This window comes from Stenotrophomonas sp. GD03654 (assembly GCF_029845105.1).
Lineage (GTDB): Bacteria > Pseudomonadota > Gammaproteobacteria > Xanthomonadales > Xanthomonadaceae > Stenotrophomonas > Stenotrophomonas africana.
This window is the reverse complement of the sequence record NZ_JAOCLC010000002.1, coordinates 20,638-44,119: the sequence shown is the minus strand read 5'-3', so window position 1 is coordinate 44,119 and position 23,482 is coordinate 20,638. Positions and strand designations below refer to the sequence as shown.

The 23,482-nt window shown below is 68.6% G+C and carries 23 protein-coding genes; 12 read left to right on the top strand and 11 right to left on the bottom strand.

The window, feature by feature from the left end; genetic code table 11:
- A complete protein-coding gene (smeA, locus tag N5J73_RS01335; RefSeq protein WP_049444255.1) occupies positions 1-1,197 on the bottom strand; it encodes a multidrug efflux RND transporter periplasmic adaptor subunit SmeA in 1,197 nt (398 codons plus the stop codon).
- 117 nt (positions 1,198-1,314) lie between these two features.
- On the opposite strand from smeA, the gene baeS reads away from it, so the two are divergent.
- The 9 genes from baeS to N5J73_RS01290 all read left to right on the top strand — a co-directional run bounded on the left by baeS (position 1,315) and on the right by N5J73_RS01290 (position 10,918).
- Positions 1,315-2,718, top strand: coding sequence for a sensor histidine kinase efflux regulator BaeS (gene baeS / locus N5J73_RS01330; RefSeq protein WP_164078552.1), 1,404 nt, complete (start codon positions 1,315-1,317; stop codon positions 2,716-2,718).
- Positions 2,715-3,404, top strand: coding sequence for a response regulator (locus N5J73_RS01325; protein WP_088479491.1), 690 nt, complete (start codon positions 2,715-2,717; stop codon positions 3,402-3,404). Before baeS ends, N5J73_RS01325 begins: the two co-directional genes overlap by 4 nt.
- A 116-nt stretch (positions 3,405-3,520) precedes the next feature.
- On the top strand, positions 3,521-4,051 hold the full coding sequence (locus N5J73_RS01320) for a gamma carbonic anhydrase family protein (protein WP_049444249.1): 531 nt from the start codon (positions 3,521-3,523) through the stop codon (positions 4,049-4,051).
- A 123-nt stretch (positions 4,052-4,174) separates the two neighbouring features.
- Positions 4,175-4,864, top strand: a complete 690-nt coding sequence (locus tag N5J73_RS01315) for an RDD family protein (RefSeq protein ID WP_164078551.1) — start codon at positions 4,175-4,177, stop codon at positions 4,862-4,864.
- Positions 4,861-5,853, top strand: coding sequence for a stage II sporulation protein M (locus tag N5J73_RS01310; RefSeq protein ID WP_049444246.1), 993 nt, complete (start codon positions 4,861-4,863; stop codon positions 5,851-5,853). Before N5J73_RS01315 ends, N5J73_RS01310 begins: the two co-directional genes overlap by 4 nt.
- Positions 5,843-7,459 (top strand): DUF4129 domain-containing protein, encoded by a 1,617-nt coding sequence (locus N5J73_RS01305; RefSeq protein ID WP_164078550.1) that lies wholly within the window; start codon positions 5,843-5,845, stop codon positions 7,457-7,459. The genes N5J73_RS01310 and N5J73_RS01305 overlap by 11 nt, the downstream gene beginning before the upstream one ends.
- The gene (locus N5J73_RS01300; protein ID WP_164078549.1) at positions 7,456-8,640 is read left to right on the top strand and encodes a DUF4350 domain-containing protein; all 1,185 of its coding nucleotides are present in this window, start codon (positions 7,456-7,458) and stop codon (positions 8,638-8,640) included. The genes N5J73_RS01305 and N5J73_RS01300 overlap by 4 nt, the downstream gene beginning before the upstream one ends.
- Positions 8,637-9,623, top strand: a complete 987-nt coding sequence (locus tag N5J73_RS01295; protein WP_164078548.1) for a MoxR family ATPase — start codon at positions 8,637-8,639, stop codon at positions 9,621-9,623. The genes N5J73_RS01300 and N5J73_RS01295 overlap by 4 nt, the downstream gene beginning before the upstream one ends.
- Positions 9,620-10,918 carry a DUF58 domain-containing protein gene (locus N5J73_RS01290; protein WP_279940471.1) on the top strand — a complete coding sequence of 433 codons (1,299 nt, stop codon included), beginning with the start codon at positions 9,620-9,622 and terminating at the stop codon, positions 10,916-10,918. The genes N5J73_RS01295 and N5J73_RS01290 overlap by 4 nt, the downstream gene beginning before the upstream one ends.
- 104 nt (positions 10,919-11,022) lie before the next feature.
- Here the strand turns inward: N5J73_RS01290 and N5J73_RS24185 are convergent, their stop codons facing one another.
- The 3 genes from N5J73_RS24185 to N5J73_RS01275 form a co-directional block, all read right to left on the bottom strand.
- Entirely contained in the window at positions 11,023-11,307 is a 285-nt protein-coding gene (locus N5J73_RS24185; protein ID WP_306789582.1) for a hypothetical protein, read from the bottom strand.
- 374 nt (positions 11,308-11,681) lie between these two features.
- Positions 11,682-12,860 (bottom strand): glutathionylspermidine synthase family protein, encoded by a 1,179-nt coding sequence (locus N5J73_RS01280; RefSeq protein WP_049444233.1) that lies wholly within the window; start codon positions 12,858-12,860, stop codon positions 11,682-11,684.
- A 7-nt stretch (positions 12,861-12,867) separates the two neighbouring features.
- Positions 12,868-13,440 carry a DUF1190 domain-containing protein gene (locus tag N5J73_RS01275; RefSeq protein WP_014038869.1) on the bottom strand — a complete coding sequence of 191 codons (573 nt, stop codon included), beginning with the start codon at positions 13,438-13,440 and terminating at the stop codon, positions 12,868-12,870.
- A 318-nt stretch (positions 13,441-13,758) separates the two neighbouring features.
- Here N5J73_RS01275 and ilvD point away from each other — a divergent pair, with 318 nt between their 5' ends.
- A complete protein-coding gene (ilvD, locus tag N5J73_RS01270) occupies positions 13,759-15,597 on the top strand; it encodes a dihydroxy-acid dehydratase (protein ID WP_049445070.1) in 1,839 nt (612 codons plus the stop codon).
- A 104-nt stretch (positions 15,598-15,701) separates the two neighbouring features.
- Here the strand turns inward: ilvD and dinG are convergent, their stop codons facing one another.
- From dinG to aroE, 3 genes are all read right to left on the bottom strand, one after another.
- Complete coding sequence (gene dinG / locus N5J73_RS01265; RefSeq protein WP_049445072.1) at positions 15,702-17,804, bottom strand: ATP-dependent DNA helicase DinG; 2,103 nt, start codon at positions 17,802-17,804, stop codon at positions 15,702-15,704.
- A gap of 167 nt (positions 17,805-17,971) precedes the next feature.
- Positions 17,972-18,325: a hypothetical protein gene (locus N5J73_RS01260; protein WP_049445074.1), complete on the bottom strand. Its 354-nt coding sequence runs from the start codon at positions 18,323-18,325 to the stop codon at positions 17,972-17,974.
- A gap of 3 nt (positions 18,326-18,328) precedes the next feature.
- On the bottom strand, positions 18,329-19,174 hold the full coding sequence (gene aroE / locus N5J73_RS01255) for a shikimate dehydrogenase (RefSeq protein ID WP_049445076.1): 846 nt from the start codon (positions 19,172-19,174) through the stop codon (positions 18,329-18,331).
- 48 nt (positions 19,175-19,222) lie between these two features.
- Here aroE and N5J73_RS01250 point away from each other — a divergent pair, with 48 nt between their 5' ends.
- On the top strand, positions 19,223-20,086 hold the full coding sequence (locus N5J73_RS01250) for a PD40 domain-containing protein (protein ID WP_049445077.1): 864 nt from the start codon (positions 19,223-19,225) through the stop codon (positions 20,084-20,086).
- A 120-nt stretch (positions 20,087-20,206) separates the two neighbouring features.
- Here N5J73_RS01250 and N5J73_RS01245 read toward each other — a convergent pair whose 3' ends face one another.
- From N5J73_RS01245 to N5J73_RS01230, 4 genes are all read right to left on the bottom strand, one after another.
- Positions 20,207-20,476, bottom strand: a complete 270-nt coding sequence (locus tag N5J73_RS01245; protein WP_049445080.1) for an SHOCT domain-containing protein — start codon at positions 20,474-20,476, stop codon at positions 20,207-20,209.
- Between the two features lie 32 nt (positions 20,477-20,508).
- Complete coding sequence (gene hemB, locus N5J73_RS01240; RefSeq protein WP_006400669.1) at positions 20,509-21,498, bottom strand: porphobilinogen synthase; 990 nt, start codon at positions 21,496-21,498, stop codon at positions 20,509-20,511.
- Between the two features lie 19 nt (positions 21,499-21,517).
- Complete coding sequence (locus N5J73_RS01235) at positions 21,518-22,435, bottom strand: bestrophin family ion channel (RefSeq protein WP_049445081.1); 918 nt, start codon at positions 22,433-22,435, stop codon at positions 21,518-21,520.
- 122 nt (positions 22,436-22,557) lie between these two features.
- Positions 22,558-22,806, bottom strand: coding sequence for a hypothetical protein (locus N5J73_RS01230; protein WP_006475755.1), 249 nt, complete (start codon positions 22,804-22,806; stop codon positions 22,558-22,560).
- A 184-nt stretch (positions 22,807-22,990) separates the two neighbouring features.
- On the opposite strand from N5J73_RS01230, the gene N5J73_RS01225 reads away from it, so the two are divergent.
- Positions 22,991-23,449, top strand: coding sequence for a hypothetical protein (locus N5J73_RS01225; RefSeq protein ID WP_049445084.1), 459 nt, complete (start codon positions 22,991-22,993; stop codon positions 23,447-23,449).
- The last annotated feature ends 33 nt before the right edge of the window (positions 23,450-23,482 follow it).

Here is a 23,482-nt window from a genome sequence, read left to right as displayed (position 1 = left end):
TCAGTGCGACTTTTCGTCGGTGTTGCCGTTCGGGTCGATCGCCGGCATGGCGGCCAGCTGCGCCGTGGTGGCTGCTACTGCCTTCACCTGCTGGCCGAGCGAAACCGCACTGCCGTTGCTGACGATCACCCGCTCGCCGGCCTTCAGGCCCTGCGTGATCTGCCACTGGTTGCCCACCACCTGACCGGTACTGACCCGGCGTTCCACCACGTGGTCCTTGGCATCGAGCAGGCGCAGCAGCGGCTCTCCACGTTCATTGCGCAGCACCGCCTTCTGCGGCACCAGCAGGGCACGCGCGTCGGTGGCCATCGGCAGCACCGCCTTCAGGTACATGCCCGGCAGCAGCAGGCCGTCCGGGTTCGGAATGACCGCGCGCAGCACCACGTTGCCGGTGCCCGGATCGACCGCGCTGCCGACGAACTCCAGCGTGCCTTCATGCGCATAGGTGCTGCCGTCCTCCAGCAGCACCTTCACCTGTGCCTTGCCATCGATGGCCTTCACCAGGCCGGCATCGAGCTGCTTGCGCAGTGCCAGCATCTGCGTGCTGGACTGGGTGACATCCAGATAGATCGGGTCCAACCGCTGAATGGTCGCCAGCGCCGCATCCTGGCCAGCAGCGACCAGCGCACCGGCGGTGACGCTGGAGGTACCGATGCGGCCCTCGATCGGTGCGGTCACCCGGGTGTAATCGAGGTTGATGCGCGCGGCCTGCAATGCGGCGCGCGCGGCGATCACATTGGCCTGCGCCTGCTTCAGCGCCGAGGTGGCATCGTCGGCGTCCTGTTTGCTGGCCGCGTCCATGTCCAGCAGCGTGCGGGTGCGCTCGGCTTTCGGCTGCGCCGACAGCACGGTGGCCTCGGCCTGCGCGAGCTGCCCGCGCGCGGTATCGAAGGCCGCCTGGTACGGTGCCGGATCGACCTGGTACAGCAGCTGGCCGGCCTTGACCTGCTGGCCTTCGGTGAACAACCGCTGGCGGATCAGCCCACCGATCTGCGGCCGCACCTCGGACACCTCGAACGGCACCGCCCGGCCGGGCAGGGTCTGCTGCAGTGCCAGCGGCTGCGCGCTGGCGGTGATGACGCCCACTTCGGGGGTGGCCGGGGCTTCGGTCCTGCCCGCCGAGCAGGCGGCCAGGGCCAGCAGCAGGGGCAGCAACAGCGGACGGGAAGAACGGGACAGCGGGCGCACGAATGACATGGGGGCGTGGGGGGCCTTGCGTTGACCCGTGCACGCTGCCGTGAAACTGTGCAGAGAATATGGAGATTGTGCGACCGGCTCAGCCGGCGCTTGCTTTCGGCGCCACATGCGCCGCTAATGGCCCCCGCGATGGCGAAGATTCGACTCAAATTCGGCCTGACCGCGAAGACCTTCCTCGCGATCTTCACCGCCTGCCTGCTGGTGCTGGCAGTGAACGGCATTGCCAGCCGCGTGGCGTTCCAGACCGGCTTCCTGGACTACCTCAACGACCAGGGCGATCTGCGCATGCAGCGGCTGATGCCACACCTGCAGCGTGAGTACAGCGCGCACGGCGGCTGGGAGCATCTGCGCGGTGACAGTGACCGCTGGGCGCGACTGCTGCGCCCGGACCTGTCCCATGGCCACGAGGGGCCGGTGCCGCCGCTGTCCGACCAGACTGGCGTGCCGTCGCGGCTGGGCCTGTTCGATGCGCAGCACCGCTTCGTGGCCGGCAACCCCGATGCCACCAGCGATGACGAGCCGCATCCGGTGCAGCTGGACGGGCACACCGTCGGCTGGCTGGGCATGGTGCCGTTCCAGACCGTCATCGCCACCAACGACCTGAACTTCTATAACACCCAGGTGCGCGCGTGGTGGGTGATCGGCATCTCGCTGCTGCTGGTGACGGTGTTGCTGGCCTGGCTGGTGTCGCGCGCGCTGCGCCAGCGCCTGGCCAAGCTGGCCGCGGCCACCCACCGGCTCGCCGCCGGTGACTATGCCACCCGCATCGAACGCACCAGCGATGACGAGCTGGATGCACTGGTCAACGACTTCAACCGGATGGCGCAGGCGCTGGACGACACCGAGCGAAACCGCCGCGCCTTCATCGCCGACATCTCGCATGAGCTGCGCACGCCGCTGGCGGTGGTGCGCGCCGAGCTGGAGGCGATCGAGGACGGCATCCGCCCGCTGGACCGCGCCAACCTCGGTGCACTGCAGGGCGAGATACGCCAGCTGGGCAAACTCATCGACGATCTGCACCACCTGTCGATGACCCAGTCCGGCGGCCTGGCCTACCGCTTCGCACCGCTGGACCTGGCGGCGCTGCTGCGCAGCGAGCTCACTGGCATGCGCGTGCGCTTCGCCACGGCGGGGCTGGCATTGGAAGAAAACCTGCCCACTACTCCGCTGCAGGTTTCCGGTGACGAGCGGCGCCTGCAGCAGGTGCTGGCCAACCTGCTGGAGAATGCGCTGCGCTATACCCATACCGGCGGCCGTGTACGTGTGCAGGCAGCGCGTGTATCTGCCGGGGTGCAGCTGATCGTGGAAGACACCGCACCGGGCGTGCCGGCCGACAAGTGTGCATTGCTGTTCGAGCGCTTCTACCGGGTGGAGAGCTCGCGCAACCGGGCCAGCGGTGGCAGCGGGCTGGGTCTGGCCATCAGCCACAACATCATCCTCGCCCACCACGGCCACATCCACGCCGAGCCTTCGGCGCTGGGCGGCCTGCGCGTGGTCATCACCCTGCCGGAGCCTGCATGAGCACGTCCCCCGCCACGTCCGCGAAGATCCTGATCGTCGAGGACGAGCCACGCCTGGCCTCGGTACTGCGCGACTACCTGGCCGCCGCCGGCATGGCCAGCGAATGGGTGGACGATGGTGGTCAGGTGATCGACGCGTTCGCGCGCTACCAGCCCGATCTGGTGCTGCTGGACCTGATGCTGCCGCAGCGCGATGGCGTCGACCTGTGCCGCGAACTGCGTGCCAGCAGTGACGTGCCGGTGATCATGGTCACCGCGCGGGTGGAAGAGATCGATCGCCTGCTCGGTCTGGAGATCGGTGCCGACGACTACATCTGCAAGCCGTTCAGTCCGCGCGAGGTGGTCGCGCGGGTGGTCGCAGTGCTGCGCCGCTACCGCCCGGACCCATCGGCGCGTGCCAACGACGGCCTGCACATCGACGAGCCGGCCGCGCGCGCTACCTGGAACGGCAAGGGGCTGGATCTGACGCCGGTGGAATACCGCCTGCTGCGCACCCTGCTGGCTACGCCAGGCCGGATCTGGGCGCGCGATGAACTGCTCGACCGGCTGTACCTGGACCATCGCGTGGTGGTCGACCGCACCGTCGACAGCCATGTGCGGAACCTGCGCCGCAAGCTGGCCGACGCCGGCATGGAAGGCGAGCCGATCCGTTCGGTCTACGGCATGGGTTACAGCTACGAACCCTGAGCTCCCTGTAGAGCCGAGACCATGCTCGGCTGCGCAGGGAGCCGAGGATGGGCTCGGCTCTACAACGCACCACGCAGGTATCATCGTCGCGAACGCCCTGATTTCCGGAGACATCGATGAACCCGCTGCGCCCCTTCCGCGACAAGATGCCCGTCCTCGGCGAGCGCGTGTACATCGATCCGGCCTGCACCCTCATCGGTGATGTGGAACTGGCCGACGACGTGTCGGTGTGGCCGGGCACGATCATCCGCGGTGACGTCAACTACGTGCGCATCGGCGCACGCACCAACGTGCAGGACGGCACCATCATCCACGTCAGCCACCACAGCCCGTACAACAAGGCCGGCTACCCGACCCTGATCGGCGAAGGCGTGACCGTTGGTCATGGCTGCATCATCCATGCCTGCACCATCGGCGATTACAGCCTGATCGGCATGGGTGCCTGCATCCTCGACGGCGCGCGGGTCGAGCGCCATGGCTTCGTCGGCGCCGGTGCGGTGGTCGGCCCGGGCAAGGTGGTCGGCGAAGGCGAGCTGTGGGTGGGCAACCCGGCCCGCCCGGCGCGCACGCTGAGCGACAAGGAGATCGAGTCGCTGCACTACTCGGCCGACCACTACGTGCGGCTGAAGGACGAGTACCTGGGCTGAACGGCCAACGCCGCCATGCGGCTCTGCTAAAGTCTGGGCCCGACCAGGACCTGTCGAGACCCCCATGCCTGTGGCTGCCTGCCGGAGAGGACTCCGCCGCCCACAACCAAGGCCATCGCACTGATGGCCGCGCCGATGCTCGATACCTACCGCGAGGTGGTGACGCCGGAGGGTGTGCTGCTGCAGTTGCCGGCCGCCGGCCCGCTGCCGCGGGCGATGGCCTGGCTGGTGGATCTCGGTGTGCGCATCGCGGTGCTGGTGCTGATGTCGATCCCGCTGGCACTGCTGGACAAGTTCGGCTCCGGCCTCTACCTGGTGCTGATGTTCCTGGTCTACTGGGCCTACCCGATCATCTGCGAGGCACTGTGGGGCCGTACCCTCGGCAAGCGCGCACTGGGCCTGCGCGTGCTGTCGCGCGATGGCGCACCGGTGGGCTGGATGGCTTCGATCACCCGTAACCTGCTGCGTACCGTGGACATGCTGCCGTTCGGCTATGCATTGGGCCTGATCAGCAGCCTGTTCGACCCGCATGGCCGCCGCCTGGGTGACCTGGTGGCCGGCACCGTGGTGGTGCACGCGCCTGCACTGTACCTGCCGCCGCCACCCACCATCGACAGCGTGCTGGCCCCGCCGCAGGCGCTGCGCCCGGATGAACAGGCGGCGCTGATGGCCTTTGCCGAGCGCGCGCCCCGCTTGTCGGCGGCGCGCCAGCAGGAGCTGGCCGGCATTGCCGAGCCCCTCACCGGCACCCACGGCCAGGTCGCCGTGCTGCGCCTGTATGCCATGGCCAACTGGCTGCTGGGGCGGCGATGAAGCAGGAACAGTTCGTCGCCCGGTACCAGCAGGAATGGCAGGACCTGGAGCACTGGCTGCTGCTGCGCGCCGGTGCTTCGCGCCGCACGCGGCGCAAGGCCAGCGGGCTGGCACTGGACGACACCGCCGTTCCGCAGCGCTACCGCCGCCTGTGTCAGCAGCTGGCGCTGGCCCGTGAGCGCGGCTACAGCCCACAGCTGGTGCAGCGCCTGCAGCAGCTGATGCAGCAGGGCCACAGTGTGCTGTACCGCACGCGGCCAACGCGCTGGCGCGCGGCACTGGAATTCCTGGTGGCCGACTTCCCGCTGCTGGTGCGCAGCCAGGCACGCAGCATGTGGGTGGCACTGCTGATGTTCGCGTTGCCAGCAGTGGCCTGCTTCGTGCTGGTGCAGGTCTATCCGGACCTGATCCACATGCTGATGGACAACCGCCAGATCGCCGAGATGGAGCGCATGTACGACCCCGCGGCCGAGCGCCTGGGGCGCGACAGCGGCACCGACTGGATGATGTTCGGCCACTACGTCATGAACAATATCAGTATCGCCCTGCGCACCTTCGCCAGCGGCCTGCTGGCCGGGCTGGGCACGCTGCTGGTACTGCTGTTCAACGGCGTGACCATCGGTGCGGTGGCCGGCCACCTGCAGCACATCGGCCACGGCAGCCCGTTCTGGCGCTTCGTGGTCGGCCATGGCGCTTTCGAGCTGACTGCGATCGTGATCGCCGGCGGTGCCGGCCTGCAGCTGGGCATGAAGCTGCTGGCCCCCGGCCGGCGCAGCCGCCTGGATGCACTGGTCGACGGTGGCCGCATCGGCGCGCGGCTGTGCCTCGGGGTCGCCTTCATGCTGTTGGTCGCCGCCTTCATCGAAGCCTTCTGGTCATCAATCGCCGAAGTACCCGCATGGGGCAAGTTCAGCGTGGCCGGCGTGCTCTGGGTCGGCGTGCTGTTGTGGCTGTGGCGCGGCGGACGCGGAGGCGGCGATGCGCATTGACCGTCTGGACGTGGTGCTGCGCGCGCGCAGCGGCTGGGAAGCGATGGAGCTGGGCAGTGCCCTCACCCGCCGGCACGCACGTGCGGTATGGGGCAGCTGGCTGCTGGCCAGCGCTCCGCTGTTCGTGATCTTCAATGCACTGGGCTGGTGGCTGGATGCCTTCGGCTGGGCGTGGCTGGCGATGTGGTGGTGCAAGCCACTGTTCGAGCGTGCGCCGCTGTACGTGCTGTCGCGCGGCATCTTCGGCGAACCGGTCGGCACGCTGGCGGCGCTGCGCGCGCAGGGTCACTGGGGCAACAGCGGCTTCTGGGGCTACCTGGGCTGGCGCCGCTTCAGCGTGCTGCGCAGCCTGTGCCTGCCGGTGAACCTGTTGGAAGGCAACACGCCTGGCCAGCGCGGTCCACGCCGACGCGCGGTGGCGGCCGGCGCCGCAGGTGCGGCAATGGTGCTGACACTGACCTGCATGGCGTTCGAAGCGGTGCTGGTGTCAGGCGGGATCGGTGCGGTGTTCATGTTCATGCCGCTGGAGCTGATGTCCGAATCCTGGCGCGCCGCATGGGACATGATCGGCCAGGACACACCCGCATGGGCGCGGGCGGGCTTCAATCTGGCGTGCTGGCTGGCCTCGGTGCTGATCGGACCGTTCTACGTCGGCGCCGGCTTCGGCCTGTACTTGAACCGGCGTACGCAGATGGAAGCGTGGGACGTGGAGATCGCCCTGCGCCGCCTGCGCGATCGCCTGCTGCCGGCGGCGTCGACGCTGGCGCTGCTGCTGTGCCTTGCCCTGCCGCTGGCCTCCGCGCCGGTTCATGCGCAGCAGGCGCAGACGGTCGCTGAGCAGGCCGACGATGCCGAGGTGGACGAGGACAGCGCGGAAGAACCGGCCACTGCAGCCAACGACCCGGCCAATACCCCGGCCATGATCTTCGGCGGTACGCCGGTGGACACCGCCGGTTTCCGTCAGGCAGTGAACCGCGCCTATGAAGACCCGCTGCAGCGCCCGACCCGCCAGGTCACGCGCTGGAAGCCGATCGAGCAGGCCGAGGAAAAGAAGAAGGAAGACAAGCAGCTGCAGCGTGACACCAACAGCAAAGGTGAACGCAAAGCGCGCAAGGATGGCATCGCCTGGCTGGCGCGGCTGGCCGAATGGGGCCTGTGGGGCCTGCTCGGCATCCTGCTGCTGGTGTTGTTGCTGACCGCGCGGCTGTGGCTGCCGTGGCTGCGGGGCAGTGGCCGGCGCAAGGCCGAGGCAGCACCGCAGGTGCTGGAGGAACAGGTGGAACTGCCGGTGGTTCTGCCGCCGGACGTGGCCACCCAGGCCGGCCTGCTGTGGGACCAGGGCCGGCCGCGGCAGGCGCTGGCCCTGCTGTACCGCGCCAGCGTGCGCACGGTGGGCGAGCGCAGCGGTATCGCGCTTCCACCCGGTGCCACCGAAGCGCAATGCCTGCGCGCTTCGCGGCGCATGCCCGAGGCCAGTGACCGCGACCTGTTCGCACGCATCGTGCGCATGTGGCAGTACGCCGCCTACGGTGGCCGCCTGCCCAGTCGTGCCGATTTCGATGCATTGGCCGATACCCTGCGCCAGCAGTTCGGGTGGCAGGCATGAGTCCGCGCCTGTTCTGGTCGCTGCTGCTCGGTGCACTGGTGCTGTTCGGCGTACCGCTGACCATCCTCTACCTGCGCACGCACGAGCGGGTGACCGAGACGATCCGGCTGCCGCCACAGGGCGAGGCCGCCTACAACCCGCTGTATGTACTCGGCCACGCCCTGCGCGCCGATGGCATCCAGGTGCACTCACGGCCGCGTCTGGAACTGCGGCAGATGACGCTGGGGCGCCATGACACGGTGGTGCTGCTGCAGGACAGCAGCGAACTGCCGGTGCCGGCGGTGAAACAGCTGCTGGACTGGGTGGACCAGGGCGGCCACTTGCTGGTGCGTACACCGCCACCGGCCGAGGACGATGCCAGCAGCACGCAGGGCCCCCTGCTGGACCAGTTGGGCGTGGACAGCCTGTTCCAGCGCAGCGACTGCCAGGCCTTCCATGTCGACGACGATCCGGGCCACGTCGAATTCTGTGGTGGGCGCCGCTTCACCCTGGGGTTTGCGGCCAGTGCGCAGGCCGAACGCCGCTGGGGCACGGATCGCGACCTGGTGTTCGCGCGCCTGCACCACGGCCAGGGCAGAGTGAGCGTGCTAGCCGACATGGAGTTCATGCGCGGCGAAGTGGACTCACCGGCGGCGCGCCTGGCCTCTGCCGCAGGCAAGGCCAGCGACGGCCTGCACGATCCTGCCCATCGCGACCTGACCCGCTACCTGCTCGATCCGAACTACGGCAAGGGTGCGGTCTGGCTGGTCTATGCCAGCCGCCCGCCGTCGCTATGGTCGCGCATGTTCTATCAGGGCTGGCCGCTGTGGGCACCGCTGCTGCTGGCCCTGCTGGGTTGGCTGTGGAGCCGCTCGCAGCGCTTCGGCAGCCTGCTGCCGTCACCGGTGCTGGAACGCCGTTCGCTGCTGGAGCACGTGCGCGCCAGTGGCGAACTGCTGCTGCGCTTCGGTCACGGCATACGCCTGTACGAGGCCGTGCTCGCTCTGTTCCTGCACCGCCTGCGCCTGCGCGCACCGATTGCCGCCGCACTGGAGGGTGCGCCACGCGATCAGGCCATCGCCGAGCTGCTGAAGTGGCCGCAGGCCCGCGTCGCCAGCGCGCTCACGCCCCCTCCGCCACACGATTCCTCCGCCCTGCGCGAGCGCATCCGCTTGCTGCTCCAGATGAGATCCCTGCTATGACCGAAGTCCCCGAGCTGCCGGCGGCCGCCAACGCCCGCCTGATTGAACGCGTCGATGCCATCCGCGATGCCATCGGCCACGCCTTCATCGGCCAGGCCGAAGTGCTGGACCAGATCCTGGTGGCCCTGCTGGCCGGTGGCCACGTGCTGATCGAGGGCGTGCCCGGGCTGGGCAAGACCCTGCTGGTGCGCGCACTCGCACAGGCCCTGGATCTGGACTATGGCCGCGTACAGTTCACCCCCGACCTGATGCCCAGCGACGTCAGTGGCCACGCGGTGTACGACCCGAAAAGCGAGAGCTTCAAGATCCGCCGCGGCCCGGTGTTCACCAACCTGCTGCTGGCCGACGAAATCAATCGTGCACCGGCCAAGACCCAGTCGGCACTGCTGGAAGTGATGCAGGAAGGCCAGGTGACCATCGAAGGCAAGGCCTTCACCCTGGCGCCGCCCTTCATGGCGCTGGCCACGCAGAACCCGCTGGAGCAGGAAGGTACCTACCCGCTGCCGGAAGCACAGCTGGACCGCTTCCTGCTGAAGGTGCTGATCGACTACCCGCAGCTGGAGGACGAGAAGCGCATGGTGACCGCGATCACCAGTGGTCGTGCCGCCAGCGATTTCGACCTGAGCCGGGTGCCACGCGTGCTCGGTGCCGGCGAACTGCTGGAGTTGCAGCGTGCCACCGCGGCGATCACCGTCGATGACGAAGTGATCGACTACGCGGTACGCATCGTCGCGGCGACCCGCCAGTGGCCGGGCATCGCGGTCGGCGCTGGCCCGCGCGGCAGCATCGCGCTGGTGCGTGCCTCGCGCGCGCAGGCGGTGCTGGCCGGCCGCGACTTCGTCACGCCGGACGACGTGCGCGACATTGCGCGCCCGGCGCTGCGCCACCGCATTGCGCTGGCCCCGGAACTGCAGATCGAAGGCCAGGACGCCGACGACGTGCTGGGCGCGCTGCTGGCCAAGGTGGAAGCACCGCGCCGATGAGGCCGGCCCCGCTGCTGTTGGCGCTGCTGCTGGCCTGGGCTGCCCTGGGCGGTCTGGTGCTGGGCGGGTTGCTGCCGCGCTGGAGCTGGGCGCTGGCGGCGCTGGCGATTGCCGTGCCGGCGTTGATGGATCTGTGGCGGCAGTCGCGGCGTCCGTCGCCGCAGGTGCAGCGCGAACTGCCCGAAGCGCTGGCACTGGGCGTGCGCCGCGAGGCTGCACTGCGGTTGCAGGCAGACGCGTCGATGACGGTGCAGGTGTTCGACCTGGTGCCCGGCGGTTGGCCGCTGGAATCGCTGCCACAACGCGTGCACCTGCAGGCGGGCACCGCTGCCACCCTGCGCTACCATCTGCAGCCGCTGCAGCGCGGGCATTTCCGCTTCGAGGGCGTGCACCTGCGCATGCGCTCGCCGTGGCGCCTGTGGTGGCAGCAACGCACGCTGCCCCCCGCGCTGGACGTGCGTGTCTATCCGAACTTCGTGCCGCTCACCCGCTTTGCGTTGTTCAGTGCCGACCAGGCCTCGCGGCTGGTCGGTGCGCACGTGAAGCGCCGCCGGGGTGAAGGCACCGACTTCCACCAGATGCGCGAGTACCGCATCGGCGACAGCCGGCGCCAGCTGGACTGGAAGGCCACCGCACGTGCGCGCAAGCTGATCTCGCGCGAATACCAGGACGAGAAGAACCAGCAGCTGCTGCTGATGCTCGACAGTGGCCGGCGCATGCTGGCCAGCGAAGGCCGGCTCTCGCACTTCGACCACGCGTTGAACGCCTCGCTGGTGGTGGCCTACCTGGCGCTGCGCCAGGGCGATGCCGCCGGCCTGTTCGCCGCCGGCGGCGAACGCCGCTGGGTGGCGCCGCAGCGCGGCATGGGCACGGTCGAGCACCTGCTGCGCGCCAGCTACGACCTGCAGCCGCGTGCGGTGGCCACCGATTATCTGGCCGCCGCCACCGAAGTGTCGCTGCGCCAGCGCCGGCGTGCGCTGGTGATGCTGGTCAGCAACGTGCGCGACGAGGACATCGAAGACCTGCTGGCGGCGGTGCGCCTGCTGCAGCGGCGCCACCTGGTATGCGTGGCCAGCCTGCGCGAGCGCGAGCTGGACGGCGCACTGGAGGGCGAAGTGCAGACGCTGGAGGATGCCACCCAGGTCGGTGCAGCAGCGCTGTACCTGCAGCAGCGCGCGAAGGCGCACGACGCGCTGCGCAGCGAAAAGGTCATGGTGCTCGACGTGACCGCCGATGCCCTGCCGGGCGCACTGGTGGAGCGCTACCTGGCGGTGAAGCGCGAAGGGCTGCTTTGATACCAGTGATCGCTCTGGTGGGTGCCAACCTTGGTTGGCACGAAACCCACAGCGCCGACCAAGGTCGGCATCCAGCAACACCGGTTGCCGGCCAGCGGCCGGCATTACCCCTGCAACAACCGCCGCTGCAACCGCTCCACCGCACGCTGCAGCAGCACCCGGTTGCGGGCCAGCTTCATCCACTGCGGCAGGCGCGAAAACATCGAGCCATTGGTGACGCCCGCGCGCTCGCGCAGAGGCGCGGCAGCGTAATCGTGCAGTGCCTGCAGATGGGCCTCGTTGTAGGCCCACAGCACGCCCGCCGCGGTCTTTTCGATCAACCGCAGCGGCATGCCGAAGTGCGGGTCGATCGCCTCATTGCCACGCCACCGCGACAGCGTGACCTCCACCTCGCTGCTGCGTCCGCACTGACTGCAGTCCGCCGCCAGCGTCCGCAACGGCGACGTTGCACGCGCGCGGTGCAGCTCGACGCGGACCCATTTGTGCCCACAGTATCCGCAGGGACGATAGCCGCTGTAGCGCACTGGTCCGACCCAGTCGCCCGCAACACAGCAACCACAGCTGCATCCACTGTCGAGAGATGCGCTGCAGCCCAGGCAGCGGAAACGTCGCGATTCCGACGTCCCCACCACCCAGCCGGGCGTATCGCAGCGATGGCAGCGCACCGCGATCCGGTCCGAATAGCGCCACAGGGCGTGGCCGTCATCCAGATGCCGACCCGGCAGTGGCGCAGGCCGCAGGTCGCGATTGCGCCGCACCGCCATCAGACGTAGATCCGCGTCGGCGCCTCATCGACGATCGCGTGCGGCACGAAGCGCGCACTGTCGCGGGTGATCGCGCTGTCGTCCTCACGGATGCCGATGCCGCAGGCGTGGTCACCGATCACCCAGCTGCCGATCAGCGGGTAGCCGCCTTCGAAGCGGGTGAGCGGATGCGCGCGCTGGATGATCGCCGGGCCGTCGTAGGGACCGTCACTGCGCTGGGTGCTGCCATCGGCCAGATGCATCTCGATGTTCGCGCCTTCGCGCGAGAACAGCGGCTTGCGCACCCAGCCCGACGCCAGCGTGCTGCCGTCATCGAAATGCGCTTCCAGCAGGTTCGGATGGCCCACGTTGCGCTGCCACAGCAGCGGCAGGATGCCCTTGTTGCTCAGCACCGCCTTCCAGGCCGGCTCCAGCAGCTGCACGCCCGAGCCGGGCAGCGCGCGGCCGAATTCCTCGGCCATCAGGTCTTCCAGTGGATACAGCTTGAACAGGGTGCCGATCACCGAATCATCCAGCGCGGTGAAGCGTCCGTCCTTGGACAGGCCGATATCCTCGATGGCGATGGCCTGGCCATGCAGGCCGGCCTGCGAGGCGCAGTCGCGCAGGTAGTCGACCGTGCCGCGGTCTTCTTCGGAACTGCCCACCGCGCTGAAATACAGCGGCGGTGGCAGCTGCGTGGCCAGTTCGCCGAAACGCTCGACCAACGCCTCGTGGATGGCGTTGAACTGGTCGGCATGCTGCGGCAGGCGACCGGCGTTGCGCTGGTCTTCCAGCCACTGCCACTGGAAGAAACTGGCCTCGAACAGCGAGGTCGGCGTGTCGTAGTTCAGTTCGTACAGCTTGGCCGGGCCGGTGCCGTCATAGGCCAGGTCCAGGCGGCCGTAGAGGTGTGGCTGGCGCTGGCGCCAGCTGTCGGCGATCCAGTCGCGGTAGTGCGACGGAATCGCCAGCTGGTCCATCAGCCGTTCGCTGGCGATGACATCGCCGACCAGGTCCAGCGCCATCTGGTGCAGCTCGGTGCTGGGGTCTTCGATGTCCTGCTCGATCTGGCGCAGGGTGAACGCGTAGTACGCGCTTTCATCCCAGTACGGCTGGCCGTCGATGGTGTGGAAGCGGAAACCCGCCTCTTCCGCGCGCGCCCGCCATTGGGCACGCTCGGCAATCCGGATGCGCTGCATGGGTCGATCAGCCGCCGTAGCTGCCGCTGGTGCTGCGGCGCGCGCTGGTGTTGCCGAAGCCACCACGGCTGGCAGTGACCGCACGGTTCGGCTCGCTGGTGACCGGGGCCAGGCCGGCCTTGCCGGCGCCGATGCCGCTGGCGGTGTTCAGGCCGCCGCTGCCGCCCGGAGCCGGGCGCGCCCAGCCGGCGCTCTTGTCCTGGTAGGCCGGCGACGCCGCCGGCGCCTGCGGGGCCAGGCCACCGCGGTTGCTCAGCATCTGCGACATGAAGAAGCCCATCATCATCGGGCCGATGAACGAGGTACCGGCCGAGGTGTGCTGCTGCACGCACTGTTCCGGCTTGTAGTCCTTCTCGCAGGCTTCCTTGCTGGCGTACTTCGGCGCGGCATCGGCGGCCTGCTTCTGCGCTTCGGCAAAGGCATTGCGGCACGACGACGGATCGCCGGTGGCCTCGGTGCAGGCCTCAACCGAGGTGTACAGGCCTTCCTGCACCTTCACCTCCGGCTCCTTCTGGCAGGCGGTGAACAGCAGCGGCGCGGCGCTCATCAGCAGCAGCGCGGTGGTGCGGGAACGTTTCATGGCCTCATGCCCTGTCGACGGATCAATGCCCCAATGATGCCAAATCCTGACCAGCAACCGGAATCGGCAAAGTCCGAAAGATGAACGGACTTTCATTTTCGTCATTCCCCATCATCCACGCATGGCGTGGATCTACCGTGTCGACCAAGGTCGACACCTACCAGGAGCAGAGCGCCGGCCCCGACAGATCGCAGGAAACTGTCGAAGGCGGGGTGGGTCCGGTTGCGGGGGCGTGATCCGGTGGTTGCAGCAGCAACCGAAAAAATTGGCCATGATCAGGCGACCCCCACGTCGTACGGCCCGCCCGTTCCGCCAGCCATGCCCGAATACCGTTCCCGCACCTCCACCGCCGGCCGCAACATGGCCGGCGCCCGCGCCCTGTGGCGTGCCACCGGCATGAAGGATGGCGACTTCCACAAGCCGATCATCGCCATCGCCAACTCCTTCACCCAGTTCGTGCCTGGCCACGTGCACCTGAAGGACCTCGGCCAGCTGGTCGCGCGCGAGATCGAGCAGGTCGGTGGCGTCGCCAAGGAATTCAACACCATCGCCGTGGACGACGGCATCGCGATGGGCCACGACGGCATGCTGTATTCGCTGCCCAGCCGCGAGATCATTGCCGACGCCGTGGAGTACATGGTCAACGCGCATTGCGCCGACGCACTGGTGTGCATCAGCAACTGCGACAAGATCACCCCTGGCATGCTGATGGCCGCGCTGCGCCTGAACATCCCGGTGGTGTTCGTCTCCGGCGGGCCGATGGAAGCGGGCAAGACCAGGCTGTCCGAGCACAAGCTGGATCTGGTCGATGCGATGGTGGTGGCCGCCGATGACAGCGCCTCCGACGAGAAGGTCGCGGCGTTCGAGCGCAGCGCCTGCCCCACCTGCGGTTCCTGCTCGGGCATGTTCACCGCCAACTCGATGAACTGCCTGACCGAAGCGCTGGGCCTGTCGCTGCCCGGTAACGGCACCACGCTGGCCACCCATGCCGACCGCGAAGCGCTGTTCCGCCGCGCCGGCCGCCTTATCGTCGAACTCTGCCACCGCTGGTATGGCGGCGAGGATCCGACGGCACTGCCGCGCGGCATCGCCACCCAGGCCGCGTTCGCCAATGCAATGACCCTGGATATCGCCATGGGCGGCTCCACCAACACCATCCTGCATCTGCTGGCCGCCGCACAGGAAGCGGAGGTCGACTTCGACCTGACCCACATCGACGCGCTGTCGCGGCGCGTACCGCAGCTCTGCAAGGTGGCGCCGAACACGCCGAAGTACCACATCGAGGACGTGCACCGCGCCGGTGGTGTGTTCGGCATCCTGGGTGAACTGGACCGTGCCGGCCTGCTCGATACCACGGTGCCGACCGTGCACAGCGCCAGCCTGGCCGACGCACTGGAACGCTGGGACGTGGTGCGCAGTGACAACGACACCCTGCATACGTTCTTCAAGGCTGGCCCGGCCGGCATCCCCACCCAGGAGGCCTTCAGCCAGGCCACGCGCTGGCCGACGCTGGACGTGGACCGCGCCGAGGGCTGCATCCGCTCGCTGCAGCATGCGTATTCGCTGGAAGGCGGGCTGGCCGTGCTGCGCGGCAACCTGGCCGTGGATGGCTGCGTGGTGAAGACCGCCGGCGTGGACGAGTCGATCCACGTGTTCGAAGGCCCCGCGCGCGTCTACGAAAGCCAGGACGCCGCCGTCGCCGGCATCCTCGCCGACGAGGTGCAGCCGGGCGAGGTGGTGGTGATCCGCTACGAAGGTCCGAAGGGCGGCCCCGGCATGCAGGAAATGCTCTATCCGACCAGCTACCTGAAGTCGAAGGGACTGGGCAAGCAGTGCGCGCTGCTCACCGACGGCCGCTTCTCCGGCGGCACCTCGGGCCTGTCGATCGGCCACGTCTCACCGGAAGCGGCCAGTGGCGGTGTCATCGGCCTTGTGGAAGATGGCGACCGCATCCGCATCGACATCCCCGCCCGCCGCATCGATCTGCTGCTGGACGAGGCCACGCTGGCCCAACGCCGCGCCGACGCTGATGCACGCGGCTGGAAACCGCGTGCGCCGCGCCCGCGCAAGGTCACCAGCGCATTGAAGGCCTACGCCCTGCTCGCCACCAGCGCCGACAAGGGCGCCGTACGCAACACCGCGCTGCTCGGCGATTGATGCCGATCCGGTAGCGCCGGCCGCTGGCCGGCATCTGGAAAAGGGGACGGAGGGGATTAAGTCGTTTGAGGCACAAACGACTTAATCCCCTCCGTCCCCTTTTCTCAGCCGATCACGCGCTTGAACGGGGGCAGCGCGTCGATGATGCGCTTGCCGTAGCGGCGGGTCAGCAGCCGCGAATCGAGGATGATCACGCGGCCGGTGTCGGTGGAAGTGCGGATCAGGCGGCCGGCGAACTGGGTCAGCGTGCGCAGCGCATGCGGAATGGCGATCAGGTTGAAGGCATTCAACCCGCGCCCTTCGAACCACTCGCTGAGGGTGGCGGTCTGCGGGTCGGTCGGCACTGCGAACGGCACCTGGGTGATCACCACCGTGGTGCAGGCTTCGCCGGGCAGGTCGAGGCCTTCGCCGAACGAGTTCAGCCCGAACAGCACCGAGCCCTCACCTGAGGCCACGCGGCGCAGATGCTCGTCGATCAGCCGGGTCTTGGACATCTCGCCCTGCACCAGCACCTGCTTGCGGCGCGGGGCCGACATCAGCCCGGCCACCTTCTCCATCTTCCAGCGCGAGGTGAACAGCACCATCGAGCCTTTGGCCCAGTCCAGCTCGGTATCGAGGTAGCGCGCCACTTCGCGCGGGTGGCCTTCGCGGTCGTCCGGGGTGACCGGGAACTTCGGCACGATCAGCTCGGCCTGGTTGGCCAGGTCGAACGGCGACGACAGCGAGACCATCTCGGCCTCTTCGGGGATGCCGTTGTCGATCGCCAGCGACTGGAAGTCGCCACCGCCGGTCAGCGTCGCCGAGGTCATCACCACCGAGTCCACTTCATCCCACAGCAGCTTGCGCAGCACGTGCGCGGCCGATACCGGCGAGCCGTGCAGCACCAGGTCGCCATCGCGGGTAGCGGTGACCCAGCGCGCCATCGGCGGCGCGCCGTCCTTGTCCTCACGGCGCCAGGCCTGCCACAGGTTGTACTGCTGCTCGATCATTTCCAGCGCCATGCCCAGGTTGCGCTGCAGGCGCTCGCGCGCGGCATCGTCCGGCTTGCCCTTGGCCACCTGCGCGGTGGCGGCGTGCGCCCAGTTGTAGAGGCTGCGGGTATCGTCGGCGAGGGCCTCGATCGGCTCGCGCCAGGCCTCGGGCAGGCGCCCGTTGGCCGCGCGCCACATCGGCTCTTCGTCCGCCGGTGCCGGCATCCACACCCGCTCGATGTGATCGCGGAACGCGCGCAGCTGCTTGGCCACGTTGCTGGCGACTTCGATCGCTTCGTTCGGCAACAGGTTGCCGAGGCGATCCTTGTCGACCGCGCGGTAGGCACCGGCGATCAGGATCTGCAGGCGGCCGGTGCGCTTGGCCATCTCGTCCAGCGCCAGGCTGGCCGCGCCCTGGTCGATCGCCACGTTGCCGATGTGATGGCCTTCGTCCAGCACCAGCAGCATGTCCGACGGCGGCGCGATCAACGGTTGGCCGTTGTCGCTGTCGCCGATCGACAGCGCCGACAGCAGCAGCGCGTGGTTGGTGACCACGATCTGTGCGTCGCGCACCGTGTTGCGTGAGCGCAGCACCGCGCACTGCGCCGAATAGGCACAACGACGCCCCGCGCAGCCCGAAGCCGGCGTGGTGATGCGGCTGCGCAGGCCGGGGCTGATGGTCTCCGGTGCGTTGTCGATGTCGCCGTCCCAGCTGCCGCCGGTGAAGGCGTCAGTCAGGCGCTTGGCGATGTCCATCTCGATCGGCGCCAGCGGCCGGTCGAACAGTGGCGCGTCATCCTCGAACATGCCGCCCTGCGATCCCTCGCCCTGCGCCTCGGCGGCATTGCGCGTGCACAGGTAGCGGGTACGGCCCTTGGCCAGCGCCACGGTCGCTTCCAGGCCGGTGGCTTTGAGAAAATTCGGGATATCGCGCTCGACCAGCTGCGACTGCAGGGCCACGGTGCCGGTGCTGATCACCAGCTTCTTCTTGGTGGCCAGCGCGATCGGTACACCTGCGGTGAGGTAGCCCAGGCTCTTGCCGACACCGGTGGGCGCCTCGACCACGCCGACGCCACCGCTTTTCGACAGCGCGCGCGACACCACACCGATCATCTGGCTCTGCGAGCGGCGGGTGGAGAAGCCGGGTGTATTGGCCTGCAGCGTCGTGTACGCCTTGCGGATCGCGTCCTTCAAGGCGTCATCAAGCGTGCGCGGAGCGGCGACGGTTTCGGTCACGCCGGGAATTACCGTGGCTGGATCAGGCCGGTCATTGTCGCATGGCCGGCCACGTTCACTGCTGCTGGCACCCTGAACGGGCCAGCGACGACGCCCGCTGGCGGTCCCGGTCCAGTGGCCGGACCATCCCAGGGGCAGATACGCCGGGCATGGCCCGGCGCTGCCGCTCAGGTGGCCGGGATCGTACGGCTACGCAGCAGGCGCACCAGTGCCCAGACCAGCAGCACCACGCCGATGGCCTCGACCATCGCCAGGGCGAAATGCAGCACGCCGAGGATGGTGCCCATGCCTGAGATGGCGCTGAAGTTGCCACTGCTGACCAGCCACATCGGCAGGACACCCGCCGCCAGGCCGCCCAGGCTGGACAGCAGCAACAGCACCAGGCCGACCAGGGCGCCGGTGCGGGTGGCATCGCGCGGTGCGCCGACCACCCAGACCAGGCCGATGCACAGCGCGATCAGCACCGGCAGGCGCACGCCGACCATGCTCAGCACGGTCACCATCAACGTTGTGCTGTCCATCGATCAGTCCTCGCCGGCCAGCACCGCCGCGCCCTGGCGCAGCGACTGGTAGATCTCGTCGGTCTGAGGGCGCACGCCATGCCACTGCAGGAAGCTCTCGGCCGCCTGTTCGACCAGCATGCCCAGGCCATCCACGGTATTGCGGCAGTTCGCCGCACGCGCCCAGGCCAGGAAAGCGATGGCGGCCTCGCCGTAGTTCAGGTCGACGGCGGTGGTCATTGAATTGACCAGCGACAGCGGCAGCTTGAACTCGACGTCGCGGTCGCGGCCGGCCGAGGTGGCATTGACGATCAGCTCGAAGTCGCCCAGGTCACGCAGGTCTTCCCAGTAGCGGCTGATCGCGCGGCCCGGTTCGCCCATCGCGTCGATCAGTTCATCGGCGCGTTCCGGCGTGCGGTTGACCACCACCAGTTCGGTGATGCCGGCATCAAGGAAGGCCGGGGCGACGCTGCGCGCGGAGCCGCCGGCACCGATCAGCAGCATGCGGCGGCCGCGCAGGTCCAGGCCATGGCGGTCGGTCAGGTCACGCACCAGGCCGATGCCATCGGTGGTATCGCCATGCCAGCGGTCGCCCTTGCGCAGCAGCGTGTTGACCGAGCCGGCACGGCGCGCACGTGCGGTCAGGGTGGTGCACACCGAGAACGCGGCTTCCTTGTGCGGCGAGGTGATGTTGGCGCCGACACCGCCGTCGGCGGCGAAGGCTTCCAGGCCGGCCAGGAACGCATCCGGGACCAGGTCGATCGCACGGTAGTCGATGCTGATGCCTTCCTGGCGACCGAACGTCGCGTGGATCTGCGGCGACTTCGAGTGGGCAACGGGGTGTCCGAAGACGGCGTAACGGTCGGTCATGGAATCCTCAAGCTGGCTAGACTGATGCTCTTTCGTGCACGGACCCGGATGATGCGCATCACCCCGCCCCTGCTGGTGCTTGCCGCCAGTCTACTCTCTGCCCCCGTGGCGATGGCGTTGAACGAGTACGGCATCGAAGGCATGGGCGTGGTCTCGACCCGTGCCGACGAGGGCCGCGCCACGATCAGCGCCGATGGCCAGCGAATCGTTTTCGCCCGCCGCGGCGAAGATGGCTTGGGCCTGTGGGAGGCGCGCGTGGTCGACGGCCGATGGCAGCAGGCGCAGGCACTGCCGGTAGGCGTGGCCGGGGAGGCCCGTGATCCCTACTTCAGCCGTGACGGCCGCTGGCTGCTGTTCGCGGCCGGCCGCGAGGGCAAGCTGGCGCTGTACCGCGCCGCGCTGGCCGCCGATGGCCGGCTGGGCGGCGCGCAGATCCTGGCTGGCGATGGCGGGCGCCGGGAAGAGCGCGGGCCGGCCCTGAGCGCGGATGGTCAGCGGCTGTTGTTTGCGCGCCAGCAGGGCCGAGGCGCTGGCTGGGACCTGTTCGTGGCGACGCTGGATGCGCAGGGCCTGCGCGGCCCGGCCAGCGCACTGAGCGCGTTGAACAGCGCCGACGACGAGACCGACGGCGACTGGCTGGGCCAGGACGGCGCGGTGGTGTTCAGCCGCGGCAGCGGCACGAGCGCGCAGGTGTGGAGCAGCGGCTGTGCATGGAGCGGCGCGGCGCTGCAGCCGCTGGGGTTGTCGTTCAACCAGGCCGGCGGCTGGACCGGCGCGCCGGTGATCGACAACGCCAAGCCGGGCGAGATGATGGTGGCCAGCAGTGCAGCGAAAGCGCCACGTGCCGGTGGCGTGGATGTGTACCGGTTGGCGGTGCCGAAGGTGGCGGCGGTGCCCGGGTGTATCCGGTAGATCCACGCCATGCGTGGATAGCCGTTTGGTAGATGCCAACCTTGGTTGGCATACGTGAAAGCGCCAACCAAGGTTGGCGACTACCAGTAGATCCACGCCATGCGTGGATGAAACGCCCGGTCAGCGCGACAACACCTTGGCGCGCAACTGCTCGTACTCCACTTCGCTCAACTGGCCGTTGTCCTTGCGCTGGTTCAGCGCGGCCAGTTCGGCCTGCACGCTGTCCGGCAGGGCCTGCTCACGGGCCACGTGGCGGGCGGCGGAGAGCTGCTCCGGCGGGCGCTTGCCCGCGCGCCATGCGGCGATGAAGACACCGACGATGATGGCGCCGAACACCAGCGTACCGGTGCCCCAGATCAGCCATTGCATCCACCCCAGTTCGGGTCCCATCGCGCAGTCCTCCGTCTATCGTGGCGCTATTGTCAGCGCTCGCGCAGCCATCGCGCCACCTGCGGCGCGAAATAGGTCAGCACGCCATCGGCACCGGCCCGCTTGAAGCCCAGCAGCGACTCCAGTACGCAGGCGCGCTCGTCCAGCCAGCCGTTGGCGAAAGCGGCCTTCATCATCGCGTACTCGCCACTGACCTGATAGGCAAAGGTCGGCACGCCGAACGTCTCCTTCACCCGGCGCACCAGGTCCAGGTACGGCATGCCCGGCTTGACCATCACCATGTCGGCGCCCTCTTCCAGGTCCAGCGCGATCTCGCGCAGGGCCTCGTCGCCGTTGGCCGGGTCCATCTGGTAGGTCTTCTTGTCGGCCTTGCCGAGGCTGGCCGCGCTGCCCACCGCATCACGGAACGGGCCGTAGAACGCCGAGGCGTACTTGGCCGAGTAAGCCATGATGCGCACGTTGATGTGATTGTCGGCATCCAGCGCACGACGGATCGCGCCGATGCGGCCGTCCATCATGTCCGACGGCGAAACGATGTCGACTCCGGCCTCGGCGTGCGATACCGACTGCTTGACCAGCGCCTCGACGGTGATGTCGTTCAGCACATAGCCCTTGTCATCGATGATGCCGTCCTGGCCGTGGGTGGTGTACGGGTCCAGCGCCACGTCGGTCATCACCCCCAGCTCCGGGAAGCGCGACTTCAGCGCGCGGATCGCACGCTGCGCCAGGCCGTCCTCGGCCCACGCCGCCGATGCATCCAGCGACTTCAGCGACGGGTCGATCACCGGGAACAGGTCGATCACCGGAATGCCCAGCTCCAGCGCCTCTTCGGCCACCTTCAGCAGTTCTTCGATCGACAGCCGCTCCACGCCCGGCATCGACGGTACTGCGGTGCGGCCGGCCAGTTCGTGCACGAACACCGGGTAGATCAGGTCGTCGGTGGTCAGCGTGTTCTCGCGCATCAGGCGGCGTGAGAACTCGTCATGGCGCATGCGGCGCGGGCGGTAAAGCGGGTGGGACATGGCAGGCTCCGAGGAGAGGCTATTGCAACAGGTAACCCTGCGGCAGCAGGGGTTCGGGCAATGGGCGTTCGCCGAGCGCGTCGAGCTGGTCGATCTCGATCGTGCGCACCAGCGCGTCCAGCGGCAGGTCGTTCGGCTCCAGGCCGAACGGGTCTTCCATTTCTTCGCCCAGCTGGTCCAGGCCGAAGAAGGCATAGGCCAGTACCGCCGACAGCACCGGTGTGCCCCAGCCCAGCGAACTGGCCAGGCCGAACGGCAGCAGCACGCAGAACATCCACGCGCAGCGATGCAGCAGCAGGGTGTAGGCGAACGGCAGCGGGGTGGTGAGGATGCGCTCGCAGCCGGCCTGGATCGACGACATCGCGTGCAGGCGCTCTTCCAGCTGGGTGTAGAGGATCGGGTCGAGCTCACCGGCGCGCAGCGCCTGGGCCAGCTCGGCGGCGATCATCGAGAGCAGCGCGTCGGGCACGTTCTCGCGCTGGCCCAGCTGTTCGCGCTGGCGCTTGTCCAGCCACGGCAGGGCCATCAGCGCCACGATGCGCCCGCGCAGGCGCCCGGCCAGCGCGTGGGCGAACGCGGTGGTGAGGTAGGCGATGCGGCGACGGCGGCCGGTGTCATCGGCCAGCAGCAGGTTCACCTGGCGGGCCAGCGAACGCGATTCGTAGACCAGCTGGCCCCACAGCTTGCGGCCTTCCCACCAGCGCTCGTAGCAGGCGCTGTTGCGGAAGCTGAGGAAGATCGACAGCACCAGGCCGAGCAGGGTGAACGGCGTGACCGACACGCGTTCAATGCCGGTCGGCGGCGCCAGTTCCACCACCGCAGCCACGGCGATGGACAGGATCAGGATGGCCAGCACCTTGGGTGCGATCGCTTTGACGATCGAACCGCGCAGGATGTACAGCAGTTGCCAGCCGTGGGGACGGGGTCGGATGATCATGGGGCAGCCGCGCCGGGCGCGGATTCACAGGCACGCGGGGGGCTCGCGCAGCCATTCATTGTACGCCCCTGCCCGGCCATGGACCGTGCGCCTGCGACGCCCTGTCGCACCCGGGCGTGGGCTCAGATGACGCCACCACCCAGGCCGAGGCGGAGGATGCCCACCACCACCACGATGCCGTTCAGGACCAGACCGGCCCAGGCCCGGCCACGCTTGCTCGGGTGGGTGAACAGGATGCCCAGCGCGGCGATGACCGCGCCCACCGCAGCGAACGGGATCAGGAACCAGTTGCCCCAGCCGAGCAGTGGAATCAGCGCCAGGATCATCCACAACAGCGCCAGTACGCCCCACAACAGACTGATCACACCCATGCCGCTCTCCCGCAGTTGGTTCCTGCCCCAACCATAGACGTTCCCGCTGCCGCCGCCTACTGCCATTGGCGGGGCTGTCACCCGCACCGTGCTAGCGTGCTGCCGTGCGAGCCCTGGCCCGGGTGTTGGCGCCGATTCAGAGTGGCCCGCCGATGATCGCAACCAGTCCTACAGGGGTCGTGCCATGAACATCCGTTGGGCCGCGTTGGCGGCCATCCTGCTGGTCGCCGCTGGCTGTGCCAGCACCTCCAAGGTGATGCTGGGCCACGCCCGCGCACCGATCGATCCGGCGCTGGTGCAGATCTATTCGACTCCGCCGGCCGGTTCCCAGGAAATCGCCCAGCTGGAATCGGCGTCCGCCGTCGGCTTCGGCACCCAGGGCCAGACCGATGCCGCCGTGGCACGCCTGAAGCGTGAGGCCGCCGCGCTCGGCGCCAATGGCGTGGTGTTGATGGGCGTGGGCAGCAGTGGCTCGCCGGTGGGCATGTCGGTCGGCGCCGGTTCGTTCGGGTCGCACGTCGGTGGCGGCGTCGGCATCGGTATTCCGACCACGCAGAAGCGCGCCGCCGGCGTCGCGATCTGGGTGCCGAATCCGGCACCGCCGGCGCGGTTGCCGACACAGGTGATCACCCCGCAGCGGTGACGCAGCAGCGTCAAAGCGGGTAGTGCCGGCCGC